The sequence below is a fragment of the Frankia sp. RB5 genome (genome assembly GCF_059816245.1).
Genome location: NZ_JCBATA010000004.1, coordinates 169,760 through 190,194, shown reverse-complemented (window position 1 = coordinate 190,194; position 20,435 = coordinate 169,760). Strand labels below are relative to the sequence as shown.

18 protein-coding genes and 1 pseudogene are annotated in these 20,435 nt (G+C 71.6%); 7 read left to right on the top strand and 12 right to left on the bottom strand.

Features of this window, described 5'->3' with window-relative positions; translation table 11 throughout:
* Positions 1 to 127 precede the first annotated feature (127 nt).
* From AC6EXY_RS03585 to AC6EXY_RS03575, 3 genes and pseudogenes are all read left to right on the top strand, one after another.
* Positions 128 to 301 (top strand): annotated as a pseudogene (locus tag AC6EXY_RS03585) (glycosyltransferase); the annotation flags it as partial.
* Positions 302 to 557: 256 nt separating this feature from the next.
* The gene (locus AC6EXY_RS03580; RefSeq protein WP_243407862.1) at positions 558 to 1,823 is read left to right on the top strand and encodes a COG4705 family protein; all 1,266 of its coding nucleotides are present in this window, start codon (positions 558 to 560) and stop codon (positions 1,821 to 1,823) included.
* A 48-nt stretch (positions 1,824 to 1,871) separates the two neighbouring features.
* Positions 1,872 to 2,093 (top strand): hypothetical protein, encoded by a 222-nt coding sequence (locus AC6EXY_RS03575; protein WP_101833473.1) that lies wholly within the window; start codon positions 1,872 to 1,874, stop codon positions 2,091 to 2,093.
* Between the two features lie 56 nt (positions 2,094 to 2,149).
* Here AC6EXY_RS03575 and AC6EXY_RS03570 read toward each other — a convergent pair whose 3' ends face one another.
* Together AC6EXY_RS03570 and AC6EXY_RS03565 are read right to left on the bottom strand one after the other, a co-directional pair.
* Positions 2,150 to 3,028 (bottom strand): COG4705 family protein, encoded by an 879-nt coding sequence (locus tag AC6EXY_RS03570; RefSeq protein ID WP_101833474.1) that lies wholly within the window; start codon positions 3,026 to 3,028, stop codon positions 2,150 to 2,152.
* A gap of 318 nt (positions 3,029 to 3,346) precedes the next feature.
* Positions 3,347 to 3,649 carry a hypothetical protein gene (locus tag AC6EXY_RS03565; RefSeq protein WP_133150798.1) on the bottom strand — a complete coding sequence of 101 codons (303 nt, stop codon included), beginning with the start codon at positions 3,647 to 3,649 and terminating at the stop codon, positions 3,347 to 3,349.
* Between the two features lie 377 nt (positions 3,650 to 4,026).
* On the opposite strand from AC6EXY_RS03565, the gene AC6EXY_RS03560 reads away from it, so the two are divergent.
* The 3 genes from AC6EXY_RS03560 to AC6EXY_RS03550 all read left to right on the top strand — a co-directional run bounded on the left by AC6EXY_RS03560 (position 4,027) and on the right by AC6EXY_RS03550 (position 6,504).
* Positions 4,027 to 4,704: a polysaccharide deacetylase family protein gene (locus AC6EXY_RS03560; RefSeq protein WP_499816676.1), complete on the top strand. Its 678-nt coding sequence runs from the start codon at positions 4,027 to 4,029 to the stop codon at positions 4,702 to 4,704.
* A gap of 149 nt (positions 4,705 to 4,853) precedes the next feature.
* A complete protein-coding gene (locus AC6EXY_RS03555; protein WP_499816675.1) occupies positions 4,854 to 5,702 on the top strand; it encodes an ATP-binding cassette domain-containing protein in 849 nt (282 codons plus the stop codon).
* A complete protein-coding gene (locus tag AC6EXY_RS03550) occupies positions 5,695 to 6,504 on the top strand; it encodes an ABC transporter permease (RefSeq protein ID WP_243407864.1) in 810 nt (269 codons plus the stop codon). Before AC6EXY_RS03555 ends, AC6EXY_RS03550 begins: the two co-directional genes overlap by 8 nt.
* Positions 6,505 to 6,512: 8 nt before the next feature.
* On the opposite strand, the gene AC6EXY_RS03545 is transcribed toward AC6EXY_RS03550, so the two are convergent.
* The 4 genes from AC6EXY_RS03545 to AC6EXY_RS03530 form a co-directional block, all read right to left on the bottom strand.
* A complete protein-coding gene (locus AC6EXY_RS03545) occupies positions 6,513 to 7,448 on the bottom strand; it encodes a TAXI family TRAP transporter solute-binding subunit (protein ID WP_101833477.1) in 936 nt (311 codons plus the stop codon).
* Positions 7,445 to 9,031, bottom strand: a complete 1,587-nt coding sequence (locus AC6EXY_RS03540; RefSeq protein ID WP_499816674.1) for a sensor histidine kinase — start codon at positions 9,029 to 9,031, stop codon at positions 7,445 to 7,447. Before AC6EXY_RS03540 ends, AC6EXY_RS03545 begins: the two co-directional genes overlap by 4 nt.
* Position 9,032: 1 nt before the next feature.
* Positions 9,033 to 9,701, bottom strand: a complete 669-nt coding sequence (locus AC6EXY_RS03535; RefSeq protein ID WP_101833478.1) for a response regulator transcription factor — start codon at positions 9,699 to 9,701, stop codon at positions 9,033 to 9,035.
* 311 nt (positions 9,702 to 10,012) lie between these two features.
* Positions 10,013 to 12,460, bottom strand: coding sequence for a WD40 repeat domain-containing serine/threonine protein kinase (locus AC6EXY_RS03530; RefSeq protein WP_499816673.1), 2,448 nt, complete (start codon positions 12,458 to 12,460; stop codon positions 10,013 to 10,015).
* Positions 12,461 to 12,803: 343 nt separating this feature from the next.
* Here AC6EXY_RS03530 and AC6EXY_RS03525 point away from each other — a divergent pair, with 343 nt between their 5' ends.
* Positions 12,804 to 13,376 (top strand): M15 family metallopeptidase, encoded by a 573-nt coding sequence (locus AC6EXY_RS03525; RefSeq protein ID WP_165818552.1) that lies wholly within the window; start codon positions 12,804 to 12,806, stop codon positions 13,374 to 13,376.
* 28 nt (positions 13,377 to 13,404) lie between these two features.
* Here AC6EXY_RS03525 and AC6EXY_RS03520 read toward each other — a convergent pair whose 3' ends face one another.
* From AC6EXY_RS03520 to AC6EXY_RS03495, 6 genes are all read right to left on the bottom strand, one after another.
* Positions 13,405 to 13,719, bottom strand: a complete 315-nt coding sequence (locus AC6EXY_RS03520; RefSeq protein ID WP_101833480.1) for a helix-turn-helix domain-containing protein — start codon at positions 13,717 to 13,719, stop codon at positions 13,405 to 13,407.
* 156 nt (positions 13,720 to 13,875) lie between these two features.
* The gene (locus AC6EXY_RS03515) at positions 13,876 to 18,000 is read right to left on the bottom strand and encodes an nSTAND1 domain-containing NTPase (RefSeq protein WP_165818553.1); all 4,125 of its coding nucleotides are present in this window, start codon (positions 17,998 to 18,000) and stop codon (positions 13,876 to 13,878) included.
* 51 nt (positions 18,001 to 18,051) lie between these two features.
* Positions 18,052 to 18,456: a hypothetical protein gene (locus tag AC6EXY_RS03510; RefSeq protein ID WP_133150799.1), complete on the bottom strand. Its 405-nt coding sequence runs from the start codon at positions 18,454 to 18,456 to the stop codon at positions 18,052 to 18,054.
* A gap of 490 nt (positions 18,457 to 18,946) precedes the next feature.
* Positions 18,947 to 19,390, bottom strand: coding sequence for a hypothetical protein (locus tag AC6EXY_RS03505; RefSeq protein WP_101833483.1), 444 nt, complete (start codon positions 19,388 to 19,390; stop codon positions 18,947 to 18,949).
* Positions 19,391 to 19,560: 170 nt separating this feature from the next.
* A complete protein-coding gene (locus AC6EXY_RS03500; RefSeq protein ID WP_499816672.1) occupies positions 19,561 to 20,154 on the bottom strand; it encodes a TadE/TadG family type IV pilus assembly protein in 594 nt (197 codons plus the stop codon).
* On the bottom strand, positions 20,138 to 20,380 hold the full coding sequence (locus tag AC6EXY_RS03495; protein ID WP_101833484.1) for a hypothetical protein: 243 nt from the start codon (positions 20,378 to 20,380) through the stop codon (positions 20,138 to 20,140). The genes AC6EXY_RS03500 and AC6EXY_RS03495 overlap by 17 nt, the downstream gene beginning before the upstream one ends.
* Positions 20,381 to 20,435 lie beyond the last annotated feature (55 nt).

The following is a 20,435-nucleotide window of genomic DNA, read 5'->3' as shown; positions in this document are numbered from 1 at the left end:
CGATCGACCCCTGGAAGATCGGACTCGTCGCGAAAGCCGCCCTCGTCATCCTCCACACCGAGTACCGCAGGACCGCCTAACACCCAACACCACGCCACGACGCTGATGTCACGCAACGCCACGAAAGATTACCGGGAAAGGCTCATTCGGCATCGCAGCGCTCGAGGCCCGCACGGTCGGCCTGCCCGTCGTCGCGCACGCGGCGTCGGGAGTGGCGTCCTTCATCCGTCATCGGCACGAGGGACTGCTGGCAGACAACGACGCCGCGCTGACCCGCCACACCCTCGAGTTGATACGGAATACGAGGCTTCGGGGCGCTCAGAGCGCACGGCGCTCAGGCCGAAGGCGGCAACACGATCCGGACGCTCGCCCTGCTGCTGCGCCTGCCGAGGCCGATCCGGAGCTGGGTGCTTGGTACCGAATGGTTCAGGGAAGTGGGACGCGACCCTTCCGGTGCACTTCTCCATCTTCACGGCCCTGCGCGCCCAGCTGGTTCCGGAGCCCGGGCCGACACTCGTACAGGTTGATTGCAGGATCACTTCGCGATGCTGCCGCACATGACTACCGAACTGACCGAGCGCCCACCCTCCTCCCAGGCGCGCGCGATGCTGAACAAGGTCCCCGAGATCACGATCTGGTTCTGGGTGATCAAGATCCTGTGTACGACCGTCGGCGAGAGCTTCGCCGACTGGATCAACACGACGCTCGGCGTCGGCCTCACCAACACGGCGCTCATCTTCACCGCTGTGCTGGCCGCGGCGCTCTTCGTGCAGATGCGACTCCGCCGATACGTGCCGTTGGCCTACTGGCTCACCGTCGTGGTCGTGAGTATCACCGGCACGCTCTACACCGACATCCTCACGGACAGCCAGGGCGTTCCGCTGAAGGTGAGCACCACGGTGTTCGCTGTCCTCCTGGCGATCGTCTTCGGCATCTGGTACGCGCGCGAGCGCACCCTGTCGATCCACAGCATCACCTCGACGCCCCGCGAGGCGTTCTACTGGCTCGCGGTCCTGGTGACCTTCGCACTCGGCACGGCCGCCGGCGACTGGACCCTCGAACTCAGCGGCTGGGGCCCTGGCAAGTCGGTCCTGCTCCCGGCCGCCCTCATCGCCATCGTCGTCGTCGCCTGGCGGCTCGGCGGGCAGCCGGTGCTCGCCTTCTGGTTGGCCTACATCCTCACCCGGCCGCTGGGCGCCAACATCGGCGACTGGTTCGCGACCCCGAAGTCCGAGCAGGGCCTGGGCCTCGGCACCGCTCTCACCAGTGTGATCTTCCTCGTCGCCATCGGAGCCACCGTCCTCTACCTCACCTGGTCGAAGGCGGACGTCATCCCCGAGTCGGAGGCCCCGGACACCGACGTCCACGGCGCGGGCCCCAGCAGAGAGCGACTCGCCCTCAGCCTCTACGTCGTGGCCGCGATCGCGGCCGGGCTCCTGCTCCACCACACCTCACAGATCCCGCACACGTCTGCGCTCGCCGCGGAGGAGGGCGGCGGATCGGCCTCCAACAACATCCAGCTCACACCCGCCCAGGCAGTCGCCCACTTCCCAGCGGCCGATGTAGCCAGCCTCAAGACGATCGCCGACGACACGCTCAAGAAGGTGAACGCGGGCGACCAGAACGGCGCCACGGCCCGGATCAAGGATCTCGAGACGACCTGGGACGACGATCAGTCCAAGCTCAAGCCTCTGGACAGCAACGCCTGGACGTTCCTCGACGGCCGGATCGACGACGCCCTGACCGCACTGCGGGCATCCAACCCCGACCCCGCCACCGAGAAGCAGGCGCTGACCGCGCTGTCTACGTCCTTGGGCGGCTGACGGAATCACCGTGGTCGGCGTGTTGTCGCTCCGACGGTGTCGAGCCGATTGCAGTCGACCAACCACGTGCGCGAGTCGGCGTACACGGCCAACACCCAGATCGCGGCCCGCTACGGCGGCGCGACCTCCAGCTCCGCGGTGCTGGTGCTCGACGCACCGGCAAGCACCACGGTGACGACGGCGGTCGCGATGGTCTTCGCCATCCCCATTCCGCGGCTCGACCAGGCGACCGCGGCGGACGGCTGCGAGCCGGATCCGAGCGGCGCGTAGGGCCGGTCGCGTCGACGGCGGGCCGGCCCGGCGGCGGTACCCGTCGAGACGAGGTGTCAGACGACGCTGATCGGCGCCGGGTTCGCCGTGGCGGCGCTCACTCGGCGGCGCTCCTGCGCGTGGGCGAGCCCGATGAGGCCGAGCAGGAGCGCGAGCAGGACCGCGGACGACCCGAGCGTGCCGAGGGCGAGCCCGCCCTTGGCCGCCGGCTTCGTCAGGAGGTCGCCGACGGTGGCGCCGAGCGGGCGGGTGAGCACGAACGCGAGCCAGAACAGCAGCACGTTCGACACCGCCGGGGCGTACCTGAGCGCCAGCAGCACGCCGAGGAGGCCGAGAATGAGCGTCGCGCTTCCCGCGTAGCCGAGGCCGGAGCTGTCCGAGAGGAAGTCACCCATGGAGGTTCCCAGGGTGTTCGACACCAGAATGGCCGACCAGAAGAGGCTCTCACCGGGGAGGGAGTCGATGTCGCGGATGGCGAAGGTCAGCCCGGTGCGCCGCCACACGATGAAGACGGCGATCAGCAGGGAGATGAGGATGGCCGCGCCGGCCGGATAGCCCAGGCCGAGGCCCTGTGGCCCCCAGCCCAGCGATTCGGTGCCCTTGGCGAGATACTTGTCGCTGGCGTCGCGGTTCATGAAGTCGGAGATGGTGGTGCCGGCCGTGCTGGTCGAGAGAATGACCGTCCAGTAGAACAGCGGGTTGTATGCCCTGGACCTCAGCTGGACGGCGAGCGTGCCGACGAAGACGAGGACGAGCAGCACCGTCGTCACGAAATATCCGAGGCGGAGCGTCTGTGCCAGCAGGTCGCCGGCGGTCTCCCCGAGCGTCGTCGCGGCGATCTTCATCACCCAGAATATCGCCGTGATTTCCGGCAGTTTTTTCACCACATATCTTCCCGCGTCGACGACGTCGTCCGCTGCGTCCATTTTCGTCATGGAGCCTCCCGGTGACGGTGCGATCGATGTCCTTTTCGGGTGCCATGTTCCCGGTGCATAATAATCCCCAGGGACCGGCTGACATCATCTGCACCCGCGGGTGAACCGTAGGCGTGAAAAAATGTTAGCAAGATGTGAACGAATAATTTTAGGAATTCGCCCGTTCGGAATTCATGTCTTATCCGGGAATTGTCGCGCGATCAAGGCTGGTCGTCGGATCGGTCTGGCGGGCCGCGCCCTGCCGCCCGCGTACGCGAAGGCGGCCCGGATCAGCTGGCCCACGGCCAGCGCCGCCGCTCCGACGACGCCACCCAGCCACTACCGGGGCCGGCGCGCCACCGCCGCGGCACCGCCCATCGCGGCGAGAACATAGGCGCAGACGCCGGTGTCCGTGTCCGACACCGCGACCGCGGCGTCGGACAACGCGGGACCTCGGTGGTCGACGAGCCATCGATGCAGGCTCAGGTCGAACGCGGTCGGTGTCCCGCCCCGAAGGAAGACGGCGACCGTCAGTGCGATCAGCGCGACTCCTGACGAGGCGGCGACCAGCAGGCGGGTCCTTCCGTACCTGTCCGGCCGCGCGGCAGGTGGGCGCATCGACCCGTCAGGCGTCGCGCGCATCGGCGGCCCCCCTGACGCCCGCGTGGCCGGTCGCCGTTGTCGTCATGGCGGTTCCTGGACCGAAAGTCTGCGTGGACCCGCATGTGAGGACCGTCCGTGCTCGTCACCTGGGCCGGCGGCATCCGATCCCCGGCGCCGGGCGCTGAGCCGGCACATCGTCCTCACATGAGGCCGGGGGCAGGCTGGCGAGGCTCGGCCGGCCGGCGCCGGGCCGTCGACGAGGGGGCACGGTGGCGTCGAGCGAAGAGCACCCGTGGTTGAGCCGCAGGGTCCTCCTCGCCGGCACGGCGGCCACCGCGCTGGCGGCATGCTCCACCCCGAGGCCGGACCGTGCCCCTCCGGCGGCCGACTCAGGGCCGCCCGCCCAAGAGACGCCGGTGCGGTCCCGGCCGACCACGCCACCGGGCGACGACTCGACCGGGCCGCCATCGCGTGCGGGCAGCCCCGCGGTGGCGGTCTCGCATGGCCCGCGAGACCGGCGCCAGGTGGCACTCACCTTTCATCTCGGTCCGCACCAGGCGGGGCAGGACCTCGCGCTCGCGCACCAGCTCCTCGCCGACGCCGCCGGCCTGTCCGCCCCGATCACGGTGTTCGCGGTCGGCGCCTGGCTGGCGGGGCATGAGGAGCTTGTCCGGGTCATCCTCGCCTGCGGCAACGAGCTGGCGAACCACACTTACACGCATCCGACATTGGCGATGTTGCCGGCTGACCGGATAGCGGCCGAGATCGTCGGCTGCCGTGAGGTCCTGGCGCGGCTCGCGCCGACGCAGGGCCGCTACTTCCGGCCGTCCGGCGGCGACGCCACGCCGTTGATCCTCGCTGAGGCAGGTGCCGCCGGGTACCGCACCGTAGTTGGTTTTGACGTCGACCCGCTCGACTACACGTCGCCCGGCGCGGATGCCGTTGTCGCCCGGGTGCGGGCCGGGGTGCTGCCCGGCTCGATCGTGAGCCTGCACTTCGGGTATCCGGGCACGGTCCGCGCGTTTCCCCGGATCGTCGCGAACCTGCGCGCGGCCGGCCTAGTCCCGGGCCGGCTGCACGACATCCTCGCCTGATCCCGTCCGGCTGGCCGGCGCTCCGCCACAGCCGGGCGGTCCTCGGTCAGAGCTCCCGCAGCAGGGCCAGGGCGGGCCGGCGGGCCAGGCGGCTCGCCGCCGCGACGACGCCGAACAGGGCGACGATGGCGGTCGCGAAGACCACCACCGTGCGGATCCTGTCGACGCTGACCCGCCCGGACGCCGGGTCGGCGCGGGTCGCCGGGTACGACGTCGTCGCGCAGCGCCGCGAGGTGCGCCGGCGCATCAGCCTGACCGGCCAGTACGCGGCGCTCGACGAGATGCAGACGGGCGAGGAGAACCTCCGGATGATGTGCCGGCTGCTGCGGCTGTCGGCCCGGGAGGCTCGCCGCCGCGCGGCCGAGCTGCTGGAGCGCTTCGATCTGGCGAGCGCCGCCCGGCGCCGCGTCGCCACCTACTCGGACGGGATGCGCCGCCGGTTGGATCTGGCCGTGAGCCTTGCCGGCGAGCCCGAGATCCTCTTTCTCGACGAGCCGACGACCGGGCTCGATCCCCGCAGCCGGGCGGCCGTGTGGGCGACCGTCGCCGACCTGGCCGCCAGTGGCGTGACCATCTTCCTCACCACGCAGTACCTGGAAGAGGCGGACAAGCTGGCGGATCGGATCGCGCTCCTCGACGGCGGCCGGCTCGTCGCCGAGGGAACCGCGCGCATGCTCAAGGAGTCGGTGGGCGGGCAGCGCCTCGACGTCGAACTGGCCACCACTGTCGGCCCCGAGGCGTTCACGGCGATCGTCACTGGCCTCGGCCCGCGCGCCCTGGCCGTGGATGCCCAGCGTCGCACCCTTGGCATCGCCACCGACGGTACGGCCGCCCAGGTCCGCGCGCTCCTCGACGAGATCGACGCCGACCGCGACGGCGTCGCCCACTTCGACCTGCACGGCACGACCCTCGACGACGTCTTCCTCGTCCTCACCGGTCACCCGGCCGCCACTCCCGACGAGCCCGGCACCACCACCAAGGAGAGCGCTCGTGTCTGAGCTGGTCCTCGAACCGCGCATCGCCCGCCCGCCGTCCCGCCCCTCCCTGGCCGGCACGGCTGGCGAGGTGGGCACGATGATCGGCCGCGGGCTACGGTTGTCGATCCGCTCGGTGGACGGTCTGATCATGGCGCTGGCGCTGCCGATCATGCTGATGTTGATGTTCGTCTACCTGTTCGGTGGGGCGCTGCGCACCGGTGTCGCATACGTCGACTACGTGGTACCGGGCGTTCTGCTGATCTGCGCCGGGTTCGGGGCGGCGCAGACGGCGGTCGTCGTCTCCCACGACCTGTCCACCGGCGTCATCGACAGGTTCCGCTCGATGGACGTGTCGGGCGCCACCCTGCTGTGCGGGCATGTGGTCGCCAGCGTGGCGCGCAATCTGGTGTCCACCGCGATCGTGTTCGGGGTTGCGTTCGCGATCGGCTTCCGCTCGTCCGCCGGGGTGCGGGGATGGCTGGTGGCCGTCGGAGTGCTCGCGCTGTTCGTGCTGGCGCTGTCCTGGCTGTCGGCGACGATCGGCATCCTCGCCGGCTCCCCCGAGGCGGCCAACGGGTTCACCTTCTTCATCAGCTTCCTGGCCTACCCGAGCAGCGCGTTCGTCCCGATCGACACGATGCCCGGCTGGTTGCGGGGATTCGCCGCCAACCAGCCGGTGAACACCGTCATCGAGACGGTCCGCGCCGAGCTGACCGGTGGTACCGCCGGCAGCGACGCGTGGCATGCGGTGCTCTGGAGCCTCGGCATCATCGCCGTGTCGGCCGCCGGCGCAGGCCTGATGTTCAACCGCCGGACCCGCTGATGGGCGTCTCAGCCGCGCAGCTCCCGGTAGGCGTCCGCGGCCGCGGGGTGCAGCGGCAGTGGCCCGGTGTTGATCAGGTTACCGACGTCGAGGTACTGCGTGCCCCGAGCCTGTCTCGGCACGAGCTGGCCGGCGTGCTCCACCAGCACGCGGACCGTCTCCCGGATGGTGTCGTCCGACGTGTGCGTACCGGTGACCAGCAGGTTCGGCACGCCGACGGTCCGCACGGCATCGGCCGACCGGTAGATGCCCGCCGGCAGGGCGATCTCGTTGTAGTACCGACCGAACCGCTGGCGCAGCTCCGGCACCAAGCCGCCGAGCTCGATCAGGCGGATACCCCAGGCCCGGTCGGCTTCCGCGAGCACCTCGGTGGGCACGCCACCGGACCACAGCATCGCGTCGATCAGGTTGTCACGCAGCGCCCCGACGGCGTCCTTCAGCGAAAGGTGTCGGTACTGGCCGAGAACGACGCCCGCCGTGGCGAACAGCCGCTCGCCGAACAGCGCCGCCCCCGAGCCGTTGGCGCCCAGTGAGACCGATCGGCCAGCCAGATCCGTCACCGTCCGCACCGGGCTGTCCGCCCGCACGACCAGCTGCATGTAGTTCTCGTACACCCGTCCCAGCGCGTAGAGGGTGACGGCGGGGCCGAAAGCGGGCGCGCCCGTGCGGGCCGCGTCGAGGGAATCGGCCAGGGCGAGCCCGAGATCCGCCGAGCCGCTGTCAACAGCCCGGATGTTCTGCACGCTGCCCAGCGTCGGCACCACCCGGGCGTGCAGGAACGGCCGCAGCAGATTCGCGAACTCGATGTAGAAGCCGTCCGGTTCACCCGCCGCGATCGACACCGTCCGGTCGTGGGACGAGCAGGAGGAGGTGACCCCGTCAACGGCCACGCCGAGCGCAGCCGCACCGGCGCCGAGCAGCACCGCGCGCCGCGACAGCCTCACAACGCGTCCCCGAGGGCACCAGCACGGTCCACAGGTCGATCCACAGGTCGATCCACCGGTCGGCCTGCCGCCTCGGACGCGGCGTCGTCGCCGGGTGAGCGACGGCGGCGACGGCGCAGCAGGCTCGGCAGCACGATCGTCGGCGACGTGTCCGCCCGCACCGAGTCCGCCAACGACCCGCCGAAGCCCAGCGCCGGAGGGCGCGCGCCTTCCGCCGTGGGCAGGTCCACGGCCACCGCCAGTCCGTGCGGAACCTGGGTGACGAAGATCAGCCGGCCACCGTGATTGGTCGCCAGCCGCTCCGCGATCGCCAGGCCCAGCCCGGAACCCGCGACGTCCTGCCGGCCGCGGCGGAAACGCTCGGTCAGATGCGGCAGCTCCGACTCCGGCACGCCCGCGCCGTCGTCGGCGACCGTGACCCGCCCGCGCCCGTTCGGCCAGCGGGCCTCGACGGTGACCGTCACCATGCTCCCCGGCGCGTACTTGATGGCGTTGTCCAGCAGCACGTCCACGATCTGCTCCAGATCCACGTCGGTACAGCGCAGTGGGACCGAGTCGAGCGGAACCCGGTCGACCAGGCTCACCCCGCGGCTCACCGCGGCGGGCCGCCAGAACTCGATGCGTTCCCGCACCGTCGCGCTCGCGTCGCACGAGGCCGGGGCGGGCGGGCGGGCGGCGAGCTCGGTGGCGGCCGCGTCCGCGACGGCCAGCGCCCGCATGCCGTCCAGCAGCACCTGCAACCGCCCGGCCTCGGTGACCATGGAGGTGTACGTGTCCCGCGCCCCGTCCGGCAGCCAGCCGTCGAGCATGTCCATCCGCAGCCGCATCGCCATCAGCGGATTGCGCAGCTGGTGGGACGTGTCGTCGATCAGGGCCCGCTGGCGGCGGGCGGACTCGGCGACCGCGGCGGACATCCGGTTGAACGAGGCGAGCAGCGTGCGCACCTCGCTCGGACCCTGCCTCGGGGGCACGTGCGCGGCGAGCACCCCCTCCCCGACCGCGCGCAGGCCGTGCTCCAGCTGGGTGATCGGCCGCAGCACCCAGCGGACCAGCACCAGCATCACCGTCGCGAACAGCACCGCGAAGGCGAGTACGCCGAGCAGGACATGCCCCCAGACCCGGCCCACGTCCGAGGCCGCCTGCCGCTGGCTGGACAGCAGCACCACCGCGCCGGACACCTCGACGCCGTCCCCGACCGGGCGGGCGAACACCACCCGTCCCGCGGACCACGGCCGGATGTCCGGGACGCTGGCCTGCCGCTGGTTGCGCAGCGCCGCGTCGATCGCCAGGTCGACCTCGGCGGCGGCCTGGCCCCCGAGGTCACCGCGGCGCACCAGCGGCCGGCCGGCGGCGTCCACGACGGTGACGGCGTCGCCGTACAGGTCGGCGTGCGCGTCGACCTCGGGTTCGAGCTGGTCGGAGCCCGTCATGGCGAGTTCGGCGAAGCGGTTCATGTCCGCGTTTCGCCGGCTGACGAACCGGTCGGTGCGTTCCGCCGACGTGGTGTACAGCAGCGGGACGGCGAACGCGGCGAGCGCGGCGAGGCCGGCCGCGAACAGCACGATCAGCAGCCGTCTACGCACCTCAGTCGCCCAGCCGGTAGCCGAAGCCGCGGATGTTGTGCAGCGGGCTCGGCTGGCCCAGCTTCTTGCGCAGCTTCGACAGGTGCACGTCGAAGGTCCGCGACACCGCCACGTACGCGTCGCCCCACACCTCGTCGAGCAGCTGCTCCCGGCTCACCGCCGTGCCCGCCTTGCGGGCGAGGACCGCCAGGATCTCGAACTCGATCCTGGTCAGCACCACCTCCTCGCCGGCGACGGTGACGAGATGGGTGTCCAGGTCGATGGCGATGTCGTTGATCTGGACCCGGCTCGGGGCGGGGCCGTCGGCGTCCCGCCGGGCGGTGCGGCGCAGCACCGCCTCCATCCGGGCCAGCAGTTCGTCCATCCGCACCGGCTTGAGCAGATAGTCGTCCGCGCCGAGACGCAGGCCGCGCACGACGTCACGCTCGTGGGTGCCCTGCGCGGTGAGGATGAGGACCGGGGTCGCGGCGAGTCGGCGCAGCCTGCGCAGCACCTCCAGACCGCCGATGTCCGGCAGGCCGAGATCGAGCAGCAGCAGGTCGGCGCCCCGGTGGCGCAACAGCGCGTCCGCTCCCCGGGTGACCCACTCGACCGCATGCCCCCGCGCACCCAGCACGTCCCTGATCGCCCCGCCTACGCCGTGATCGTCCTCGACCAGCAACACCCGCATCAACAGCCTCATTCATCCAGCCGCGGCCCGGCCGCGGATGCCCCTCCCCCCTGGATACGTACATCACGAACAACACCAGCACGCAGGCGCCATACGGGGGAGAACGACCACCAACCACCAACACGATGCGGCTACCACCTCTTCGCCGAATTCCGGCGGCGGCGAAACCTTCGACGGCTCGATGGAGGTCCACGACGCGCGCATCGCCCGAGACCCGGTCGCAACGGTCCGCCCATCGCGCGATCAGGCCTGGCAGCAGGCGTGGACCTGGCGCCGGACGCGGTCGGCGTCGCGCCGGCGGTCGATCAGCGCTACCGGTCCGCGGCGGCAGCCGGCACGGCCCACAGCCGCACCGTGGCGTCCTTCCCACCGCTCGCCAGGACCCGCCCATCCGGGGAGAACGCCACAACCTCGACGAAGTCCGTGTGTCCGCGCAGCGGCGACCCCAACGGGCGAGGATGCGCGCGGTCGCGGAGATCCCACAACCGCACCGTGTTGTCGAAGCTCCCGCTGGCCAGCTCGTTCCCGTCCGGCGAGAACGCCACCGTCCACACGGTGCTCCCGTGCCCGGTCAGCGGGGCGCCGAGCAGGCGCGGCGCGGAGGGGTCGGTCACGTCCCACAGCCGCACGGTCGTGTCCTTGCCGCCGGCGGCGAGGGTACGCAGGTCCGCGGAGATCGCCAGCGCGTAGATGCTGCCGGACGCACCGGTGACGACCCGGGTGAGCTCGCGGGGGGCGTTCGGCTGGATCGTCGACCACAGCCGCACCGTGCGGTCGGGCCCGTCGTCGTCCGGGCTCGCGAGCAGCGTGCCGTCCACGCCGATCATCGGCCGGGTCCAGCCGATGTCGGTGTGACCGACGGCGAGAGTGCTGAGCAGGCGCGGCCGGGCGAGGTCCGCGACGTCCCACAGCCGCAGCCGGCCGTCCTTGCTCCCATCGACCAGCGTCCCGCCCCAGACGAACGCGAGCAGCGTCACCGGCGCGCTGGCAGCGGGCAGGGTCGTCGCCAGCGGCCGCGGACGTGCCGGGTTGCGCACGTCCCACAGCCGTACCGAGCCGTCCCAGTTGCCGCTGGCCAGCACATCCCCGTCCGGCGAGAACCGGACGGCGAGCACGCCGGCGGAGCGCCCGGGCAGCGGCGGACCGAGCGGCCGGGCGCGGGCCGGGTCCCTGACGTCCCACAGCCGCACCGTGCCGTCCTTGCCGCCGCTCGCGAGCACGTTCCCACGCGGCGAGAAGGCCAGCGCCGTCACCCAGTCGGTATGACCGGTCAACGGCGCGGACAGGGCGGGGGCGCCGCCGCCGGCCCGGCCGCCGTAGCAGACACAGAGGATGATCAGGATGGCGGCGGCAGCCGCTCCCACGGACAGCCGGACGAGGCGCCGCCGGCCGCAACGACCGGGCTTCCTGGACCATCCGAGCCGCCTGGACGAACCAGGCTGCTCGGACGAACCAGGCTGCTCGGACGAGCCAGGCTGCTCGGACGAGCCAGGCTGCTCGGACGAGCCAGGCTGCTCGGACGAGCCAGGCTGCTCGGACGAGCCAGGCTGCTCGGACGAGCCAGGCTGCTCGGACGAGCCAGGCTGCTCGGACGAACCGGGCCGCGCCGGGGCAGGCGGCCCGTCGGCCAGACGCCCGGGGCTCGGCTCGAGCCCCGCATCGCTGGCTCCTTCGCCGCTGACACCGTGCCACGCGCCTCGGCGACCGGAATCCGCGGGCAGGCACGAGGACCAGGGCGAAACCGAGGGCGGGCCGAACACGGGGGCTTCGATCGGCGCCGCGGCGAGGTCGGGCACGGCCACCTGCACGCGGCGCCCCACCCCGCTGGTCACCGCGGAGGTCGGCGGGCCGGGCCAGGCGGGCGGCTCCACGGGTGCCTGCGCGGCGTCGCGCACATCGTCATCGTCGATGCGGACCGCGAGGTCAGCGCGCGCGGGCCAACCCGGTCCGTACCCGCGGGCGGCGGCCCGGGCCAGCTCGATCGCGAACTCCCTCGCCGACCGCGGTCGCACGGCGGGATCGGCGGCGAGGGCGCGCAGCACGACCCGGGCGACCGGGCTGGGCACCCGCGACGGCAGGCGCAGCCGGTTCTCCCCGTGCTCCCGCCACAACATCCGCATCGGCCCGTCCGCGCGCGGCCCGTCAGGCGGCTCCGCGAGCAGTTGGTAGAGCACCACGCCGAGCGCGTACACATCGGCGGCGGGAGTGAGCGGCCGCTTCTCCAACTGTTCGGGAGGCATGTAGAGCGGGGTGCCGACGACCGCGCTCATGGTGGTTGGCGCGTGTCGGACCAGCTTCGCGATCCCGAAGTCGACGACCTTCAGCACACCGCTGCCGTCGAAGAGGATGTTGTCCGGCTTGATGTCGCGGTGCAGGATGTCGTGCGCGTGCGCGCAGGCGAGCGCGCCGGCGACCGCGACGCCGACGGCACAGGCATCCAGCTGGCTCAGCCGTCCCCGGTATCGGCTCAGGGTGCCGCCCACCAGCCTCTCCATGATGATCAGATGGAGATCATCGACCTCCTGGTAGTCGTAGACCTTGACGATGTGCGGGTGGTCGAGCTTCGCGAGGATCCGCGCCTCGGTGACGGAGCCGATGGCTGTGCCGCGCCCGCGAGCGTCCAGCACCTTGATGGCGACATCGCGATGCAGGCTGTTGTGCCAGCCCGCGAAGACCTGGCCGAATCCGCCTGCGCCGATCTCCTCGCCGACCGTGTAAGCGGGCAGGGCCGCAGCCAGCCGGGCCGCCTCGGCCGTCACTCCCCGAGCCCCGAAAAGGAAATTCTCAAAGCGTCTGATGCAAGACCGAACGTCTCACGTGGCACAATTCGTGATCCTACGGCCCCGTTTGGCCGATTCACTCGCGCGGCAGCAACGTGCCCGGACAGCAAGCACCAGGTAACGGGACCGCCAACCGCCGGGGAACACGGCCACCCCACCCCGGCCGGATCGGCCACGCCGGCAATGGTGCGGCTCCCGTCGCGGGGCACCGCGACCTCGGAGAGAACAACGGCGGGCATCGATACCTTTTGGTTCGAACCGGACGGCACGCACGTCCGTGACAACGTAGGCGAACCAGTCGATGCCGCGTCGAAGGGACCCGATGAGACCCCGACGGCTCGCCGCGGGCATCGCGGCGATCTGCGCCCTGGTGGCCTGCGCCCTCGTCATCCCTGCGACCACCGCCGCGGCCGCCCCGACCCCGAATCCGAGGGCACCGGGTGGCCTGGCAGGAGAAGGCCAGACGCCGCTACCCGACATGCCCGGGCCGACGACTGGCGGGAGCGTCGACCTGCGTGCCGTCGCCTGCCCGAGCGGCGGGTCGATCGTCGTGTCCGTGTCCATCGCGGCCGACCTCGCGCGACTCCTCGCCGCCGAGCGGCCCACCGGAGTGGCGCTGTGCGGCCAGGGCTACCGGGACATCGGCGTGCAGATCGCCCTGCGCCGACAGAACTGCGGGCCGTCCGACGACCAGGTCTGGCGAGAACCAGCGGCCGCGTGCAGTCCGCCGACCGCCATCCCGGGCACCTCCCGCCACGAACTCGGCCTCGCGGTCGACTTCAGCAGCCCGACGCCCCTCGCCTACTTCTGGCTGGCGACCAACGCGCCGCGCTTCGGCCTGCACCCGTTGGTCGACGGCTCGGAACCCTGGCACTTCAGCGTCGACGGCCACTGATCCAGGTCCTCGCCGCGCCGCGAGGACGTCACGGTGCCGGGGCGGGCAGGCCGTTGGCGTCCTCGAGCGCCCTCGCCAGTACCGCCTGGCGCGCCGCCGCCCAGCGGACACGCCACTCGTCGACGTCGCCGCCGCAGGCTCGCACATAGGCCTGGGCGACCTCCCAGCGAGGCAGCGCCCGGCCGTCCGCCGCCCGCGCCAGGTGCGCCGGCGAGAAATGCGCCTCGACCGCCATCTGACGGTAGGACAGCGAACCAGCCTGCTGGCGCAGCTCGCGCAACGAAGCCGCGAAATCGCGAACCGGACCGGGATATGACGGAAGCGGACGCTCAGGTCGGGCCATGGGCCAACTCCTCGGCGCGCGCCCGGCCAACCGCCCCCCGTGGACAGCTGTCCCCTGTATCCGAACGCTCGTCGCGAACAACCCTAACCGCCTCCCCACCACAGCCAATGTCGCAACCAGGACACAACCTGTTCGAGAAGTGAAGGCGGACTCAGGTCAGTGTGGTTTCCCCGCGCACACGGGCGGCTGGTTGATGCCACTGGCGTAGAAGGCCCAGGTTCCCTGGTCAGGTCCGTGGGCTCCCCGCGCGCAGGCGACGGGCAGCGGATCGGCCCGCAGCCTCTGCAGCGCGGTGAGGTCGAATCGAGCCACCTCCCGATCACCACCGGCCACGAGCGTCCGGCCGTCCGGGGAAAAGGCCAGTCCGACCACCGAGCCCGACGGGCCGGGAAGCGGGCTGGACAGCGGCCTCGGCGTCGCCGGATCGGTGAGATCCCACAGCGCGACGAGACCCTTGTCGTTCCCGGCCGCGAGGATGCCGCCGGCAGAACCGGACAGGCGCACCGACTGGATCGAGCCGCCCAGGTCGGTGAGCACGACACGGTGCGGGTTCCCGGGTCTGCGCAGGTCGAAGACCGCCACCTCACCGGTCGGATATCCGGCGGCCACGAACTCACCGTTCGGAGAGAACGCGACCGAGTTCAGCAGGTCCGCGGAGCCGCCGTCGGCCTGCCCGCCGATACTCAGCTTCCGGATCAGGACCGGGTGGCGCTCCCGGCTGGCGGGGAGCCGCCATTCCAGGATGGTCCCGTCGTTGCTGGCCGCGAAGAGCATGTGACCGGTGGCGGAGAAGGCCACCGCGCGTACCTGGGCGTGCGGCTCGGTACGCACCGCGAGGAGAGTGGGCCGCGCCGGATTCCGGACGTCCCACAGGCGGACCGTGTTGTCGTCGCTGGCCGACGCGAGGATCGTGCCGTCGGGCGAGAACGCCACGTCGTCCACGAAGTTCTGATGCACCTCCGGCGGCCGACCGAGGAGGCGGGGCGCCTGGTGGGGCCTGAGCTCCCACAGCATGATCCTGCCGTTCTCGTTGCCGGTGGCGAGGAGGCCACCTCCGGGCGCGAACGCGATCGATCGCACCCGTCCACCGGGGCTTCTCTGACGCCCGCCGCCCAGGATCCGCGGTTGCGCGGAGTTCCCGAGATCCCAGGCGGCGATCGTCTCGTCGTCGCTACCGACGCCAAGCACCGTGTTTCCCGGCGCGAACTCGAGGGCGTAGACCGAGTTCGTGTTGACCGCGAGCCGTGGAGAACGCTCGACCACCTCCCCGGGGTCCGCGACCCGCCAGGTGGTCACCACGCCACTCAGCGGATCGGTGGTGAGCAGCCGGTCGCCACTCGAGGTGAAGGTCATCGTCGTGACGGCTCTGGCGGACGGCCTCAGCGAGGCGAGCAGGTGTGGCCGATCGGGCTTTGCCACGTCCCACATCTCGATCGTTCCCTCGTCGTTCCCGACGGCGAGGGTCCGCGCGTCGACAGTGAGCGCGAGTGCCTTCGGGATCGTTCCGAACGGGCGCGGCAGCAGGTGCACCGACGGTGGTCGGCCGTTCGTTCCGAGGCCGGTGAGCACGGCCGTGCCTCGCTCACCGGCGAGCACGACCGTCGTCCGGTCAGCGGCGAGGACAAGCGCGCTGACCGCGCCGACAGGACTGGCCAGCGAGGCCGTCGGCACCGGGTGGGCGGGATCCGCGACGTTCCAGCCGGAGATCCTTCCGCTCCCGTCGGCGGACACGAGGACCGTCGCGTCCGCCGAGATCGCCATGGCCCTGACCGCGCCACCGCCACTCGGTTGCCGCGTTCCCAGCCGCACACCCGTCGCAGGCCCGCCGGGCGTCAGGAGGACAACGGTGGCGTCGCCACAACCCGCCGCGAGAAGTCCGGGGTGCGAGCTGACCGCGATGGCGTTGGCGGGCGCTCCGCCGCCGCAGGAGCCGCTCAGGAGGGGCCGCGGTGGCCCGGACCCAGTGACCTCCCACATCCGCACGGTGCCCTGCTGATCGGCCGACGCGAGCAGGGCGTCGTCCGAGCTGAACGCCATCGCGTTGAGATACACCGTTCCCGGGATCCGCCACAGCGGCGACGGCTTCCCGGAGGCACCGTCGACAAGGCGCCGCAGGGAGATCTCTCCGTGGCGGCTCGCCGCGAGGACGCGTCCGGACGGCGCGAGGACGGACGCTCCCTCGATGCCGGCGTAGATACCGCTCAGGCCGCCGGTGTAGCGGCTCGCGGTCAGCGTGTTGATGAGAGACGCGCGCGCCACGTCATCGTCCTTCAGTGCCATGGCGGCGACGGCGAAGCTGAGGGCACCCTCCGGATCCCGCGTGCGCAGGGCATCCGCCTCGGTGACCATGTGGTGGGCGACGGCCGTGCGCCGCGCCGAGGTCGCGGCCCGCTCCTGGTCGATCGCGATCGCGGCTACCAGCAGGGCGACAAGCGTCGCGGCGAGGACGCCGGCGGAGCTGATCCGCAGGCGCCGAAGACGGCGGCCGGCCCGGGCCTGCTGTTCCGCGGTTCGGCGCGCGCGATCGCGGCAGGCGGCGACGAACTCCTCCGCGAGCGAATCAAGTCGTGGTGCGGGCGGCTCGGACGGGTGTTCCGACACGGGTGTCCCCGGACCCAGCACCTCGACCATCGTGGCGTCCACCCGCGGCTGGCCCCAGAGGTACGTCTCCGCGCGGTCGGCCGCGTGCCATTCGGCGGCGGCACGCTCGATCGCGCGCGTTCTGGACAGCGCCGTCGACCATTCGATGATGAGCAGATCCAGTGACGCCCACTGCGTCAGCAGCGCCTCGTGTGTGGGGGTGATCCAGCGGTCGCCGTCGTCGCTCGCGTCACCGGTCAGCAGCCTGCGTTCGAGAAAGGTGTCGAGAGCCTTCTGCTCGCTGTCACTGAACTCCGCGCGACGCAGCCGGCGTCGGCTCCGTCGACCGGACTCGTCCAGGGTGACCAGCCGCAGCAGGCAGACGAGGATCTGCCGGGCGGTGAGCCCGCTGGCGCTCGCGGCGGTCGCCAGGGCCAGCTCGGCGCCGCCGACCAGCGCGCCGGACACCCCGCCGAGGTCCCGGTAGCGGGCGGCCGGGATCGTCGTGCCCCGAGCCCGCCCCTCGGCCAGCTGGCGCAGGGTGAAGGCCAGCAGGGGCAGGGCCTCGCCGGTCTCCGTCTCCGCGACCATCGTGGAGACGAGTCCCCGCTCGAAGGTCAACCCTGCCAGCCGCGCAGGCTCCTCGATCGCGAGGCGGAGCATCGCGGGCGAGAGGGGACCAAGCAGGAACGGGTGGATCGTGACATCCGCGAGTTCGGTCATGTCGCGCAGGTCGTCGAGGAACTCCGACCGGATGGTCACCATCAGTCGCACCGGGCCGGCCAGCGCGCCGGCGATCAGCCTCGCCAGGCGCGATCGCCGCTCGGCCGCAGCCCTGGTGAACAACTCCTCGGCCTGGTCAAGCGCGAGGACGAGGTGCCGGTGCCAGATCTCGGGGCGTGTGAGCAACAGTTCCGCGGCCAGCCGGCGCAACCCCAGATCGTCCGGCTCGTCGAGTTCGGAACGGACGCGGGCGAGCGACCAGTCGACGCCGAGCTGGCGCGCGGCGGCCACGAGCGTGTGCGCCAGGCCGTCCAGCGGATCGTCCAGCGGCTGCCAGGCCCTGGTCAGCACCCACGCCGATTCCGCGTGTAGCGCGGGGACCAGTCCGGCGCGCAGAAGCGAGGACTTGCCGCAGCCGGAGGGTCCGGCGATGGCCAGCAGCGACGGAGTCGATCCCGTCGGCGCACGCAGCAGCCGGAGAGCATCGCGGATCTCGACGTCGCGGCCGAAATAGGTCCTGGCGTGTTCGGTGGAGAACGGGTGCAGGCCGGGATAGGGGTTACTGCCGCGCCAGCCGGTGTAGCCACCTCCCATGGCCCGCAGCTCGCCGTCCAGGGCATGCCGTGCGGAGACCGGATCGTCGTGGCACTCGATGTAGTGCACTTCGTCGAGCAGCGGGCTCGACACCCCGGCCTCGACGCGCAGCGGAAGCAGGCGGCAACCCAGCAGGACAGCCATGCCCACCTCGGCGTTGCACCAGATCGACGCGTTGAACGCCCGGGTCACGACGAAGACCACCGCGTCCGCGGCCCGCAGTTCCTGAGCGATTCGATCTCGCCAGGCGTCACCTGGGCGCATTCCGTGACCGCGATCGGCGGCGAGAAACGGCTCGTGCCCGTCCTCCCTGAGCCAGCCGAGTATCTCCCGGGCCCGCCCGCCATCCGCTTTCTCGGTGTAACTGACAAAGACTCGCGCCACGAACCCTCCTCGGGCCGTCCGACGGCACCGCCCCACAGCTGAAGGATCTCGTCAGCGAGTCAGCTTCCTAATCGTGACCATGCCGAGCTTCGTGAAGGGAAGACCCGGCGGGATCACAGGATTCTGATCCACCGTTCCGCCGCAGCGCAGAAGATAGGAGCCCACCGGATCCGACACTGCGAAGATGGTGACCGGGTCGGGGAACTTCTGCGGCTGGTCGTCCGTACGCCCGACGTTCACCGTGACGCTCCAGGCACCGTCCCGCCCGGGGACGATCCGCCCCTGCAGGTACCTGTTCTGCAGATGCGGCGGACTCGTCATGACCCACAGCTGCACCCCCGCGGGGATCGATCCCACGACCTTTCCCGTCAGGGTGTGCCGTCGGCCGCCGTACGTCGTCACGACTCGTTCGGCGTCCGGCTGCAGGCCGTCTACGGACAGACCGGCCACCGTCACCGGCACAGCGGCGGGCGCCGGACGCGATGCCGGCAGCGGTGGGCAGGAGGCCACCGGGGTCGGTTTCGGCCTGATCGCCGCGACCGTCGGAGTCACCGGCGACGGCGACGATTTTCCGCCTCCGCATCCCGATAAGGATGCGACGCACGCCATGGAGATGACAGCAAGCATGGAGAACTGACGGCGCAGCATTGACAACCCCCGTTTGTCATAGCCGACGACCGGACGGGAACCGCCTCAGGCCCGCTCCGGCCCACGAATGAAGCGTAACAGGACCATCGCTTCCACCGGCCACGAATCTGTCGCGAAAATCGCATTCACGGGCTCGGCAGGCGAACGACTCGAAGTGCAGCCCAATCCGGGCGGACGAGTCGCGTGCGGAAGTCGGCCCCGCCCTCCGCGCCGCCGGCATCACGCCGCCGGAACCCCGGATTCCCGCCTCCGCCGGCCGAACGCGGCGATCGCAATGCGGAGACGCAGGAGCCCCTTGCTAGGGCTCGGGGTTCTGGCGGTTGGCGCGGAACTGGTCGATGACGACGGTGAACTGGCCGTTGACGGTGACGTCGGTGATGCCGGCGAACAGGGCGCCGGTGCCGGGCAGGGCGACGACGGTGCGGACGCAGATCACGAAGGACGCGCCCGGTTCGAGGGTCTCGGCGCCGTCGCCGGGGTTGCCGGCGCCGCAGTCGGCGCCCGCGGGGGCGAAGTGGATCTGCGGCTCACCGGAGACGCCCTGGTCGCGCAGGGCCAGCTCGGCGGCCAGTCGGGCGCGGTCGGCGCCCTGCGTCTCGCTGTCGGCGGTGGCGAACGCGCGGCCGGCCTCACGGGCCGCCTGCGTCACGCCGAACGCGGACTTCTGCACCGCGAACACACTCAGGAACAGGTACACGAACGGGATGAGCAGCACGATCGACAGTCCGACGAATTCGATCATCGCCGAGCCCTCGTCGCGGCCCGGCCCGCGAGCGGCCCCCAAGCCTGCCATCGGCCCCGCTCCCGGTCCCGCACCAGCCGTCCGGCCCGGGCCGGGATCGCGGCCCCAGACCATCGCCGACCAGGCGGCCGCGGCCGAGCGCCATCCCCGCCGTGCTCGTGACGTCGCTGTCACGGCTGCTCCTTGACGGCATGGCCGGTGACGGTGAGGGTGACGCCGTCGCCGAGCGGGACGAGCACCAGGGGCACGACGACCCGGCAGGTCACCTGGACGAGCGGGGTGTTGTCGGGTCCGTCGACGTCGGTCCCGGTGCAGGTGGTGTCCGAGCGGCCGGGGATCGTCCGGGCGATGAGCGCCTGGGCGTAGGGGCCGCCGTCGCCGGCCGGGACGCCGAGGTTGGCGGCGTGCCGGGCGCCCTCCGCCGCGTCGGCCGCGAGCGTGTTGCGGACATAGAGGAGCAGCCCGACCTGCAGGATGCCAAGGAACAGGAACAGCAGCAGCGTCCCGACCAGGATGAACTCGACGACGGCTGATCCCGCGTCAGCTGGTTCACCCTCCACCTCGACGTCCGCGCCGACGTCGGCCGAGGCGCCCAGGTCGGCCCTGACGCCGACATCAACATTGACATCGGCACCGGCACCGGCACCGGCACCGGCATCGGGCTCGACACCGGCATTGGATGTGGCCCCGGCCTCGGCCCTGGCACCGACGCCGGCGGGATCGTCGGCGGCCGTTACGGCCGCCGGCTCACTTGCCGCCGCCACCGCCGACGCCGGACACCGAGTTGATCGCCGAGTTGAACAGGTTCTGCAACGCCGGCGTCGCCAGGGTCGCGATCGCCACCACCAGCGCCGCCGTCATCACGGTGATCATCACCCAGCCGGGGACGTCACCCCGGTCGCGGTCCCGGCCGCCGCGGGAAGCGCCCCCGCCGACCGCACGCCAGGCGAGCAACCTCGCCGTCATGGCCTGCCCGATACGTCGTCCCATGTCCCCTCCTCCAAGGCTGCCGAATGCCACCGGTGGTCGGAACGCCCCACCGCGG

Coding starts and splice junctions, on each gene's coding strand:
- AC6EXY_RS03580 (WP_243407862.1), top strand. CDS start 558: ATGACTACCGAACTGACCGAGCGCCCACCCTCCTCCCAGGCGCGCGCG.
- AC6EXY_RS03570 (WP_101833474.1), bottom strand. CDS start 3,028: ATGACGAAAATGGACGCAGCGGACGACGTCGTCGACGCGGGAAGATAT.
- AC6EXY_RS03565 (WP_133150798.1), bottom strand. CDS start 3,649: ATGCGCGCGACGCCTGACGGGTCGATGCGCCCACCTGCCGCGCGGCCG.
- AC6EXY_RS03535 (WP_101833478.1), bottom strand. CDS start 9,701: ATGCGGGTGTTGCTGGTCGAGGACGATCACGGCGTAGGCGGGGCGATC.
- AC6EXY_RS03525 (WP_165818552.1), top strand. CDS start 12,804: ATGAGACCCCGACGGCTCGCCGCGGGCATCGCGGCGATCTGCGCCCTG.
- AC6EXY_RS03520 (WP_101833480.1), bottom strand. CDS start 13,719: ATGGCCCGACCTGAGCGTCCGCTTCCGTCATATCCCGGTCCGGTTCGC.
- AC6EXY_RS03505 (WP_101833483.1), bottom strand. CDS start 19,390: ATGATCGAATTCGTCGGACTGTCGATCGTGCTGCTCATCCCGTTCGTG.
- AC6EXY_RS03495 (WP_101833484.1), bottom strand. CDS start 20,380: ATGGGACGACGTATCGGGCAGGCCATGACGGCGAGGTTGCTCGCCTGG.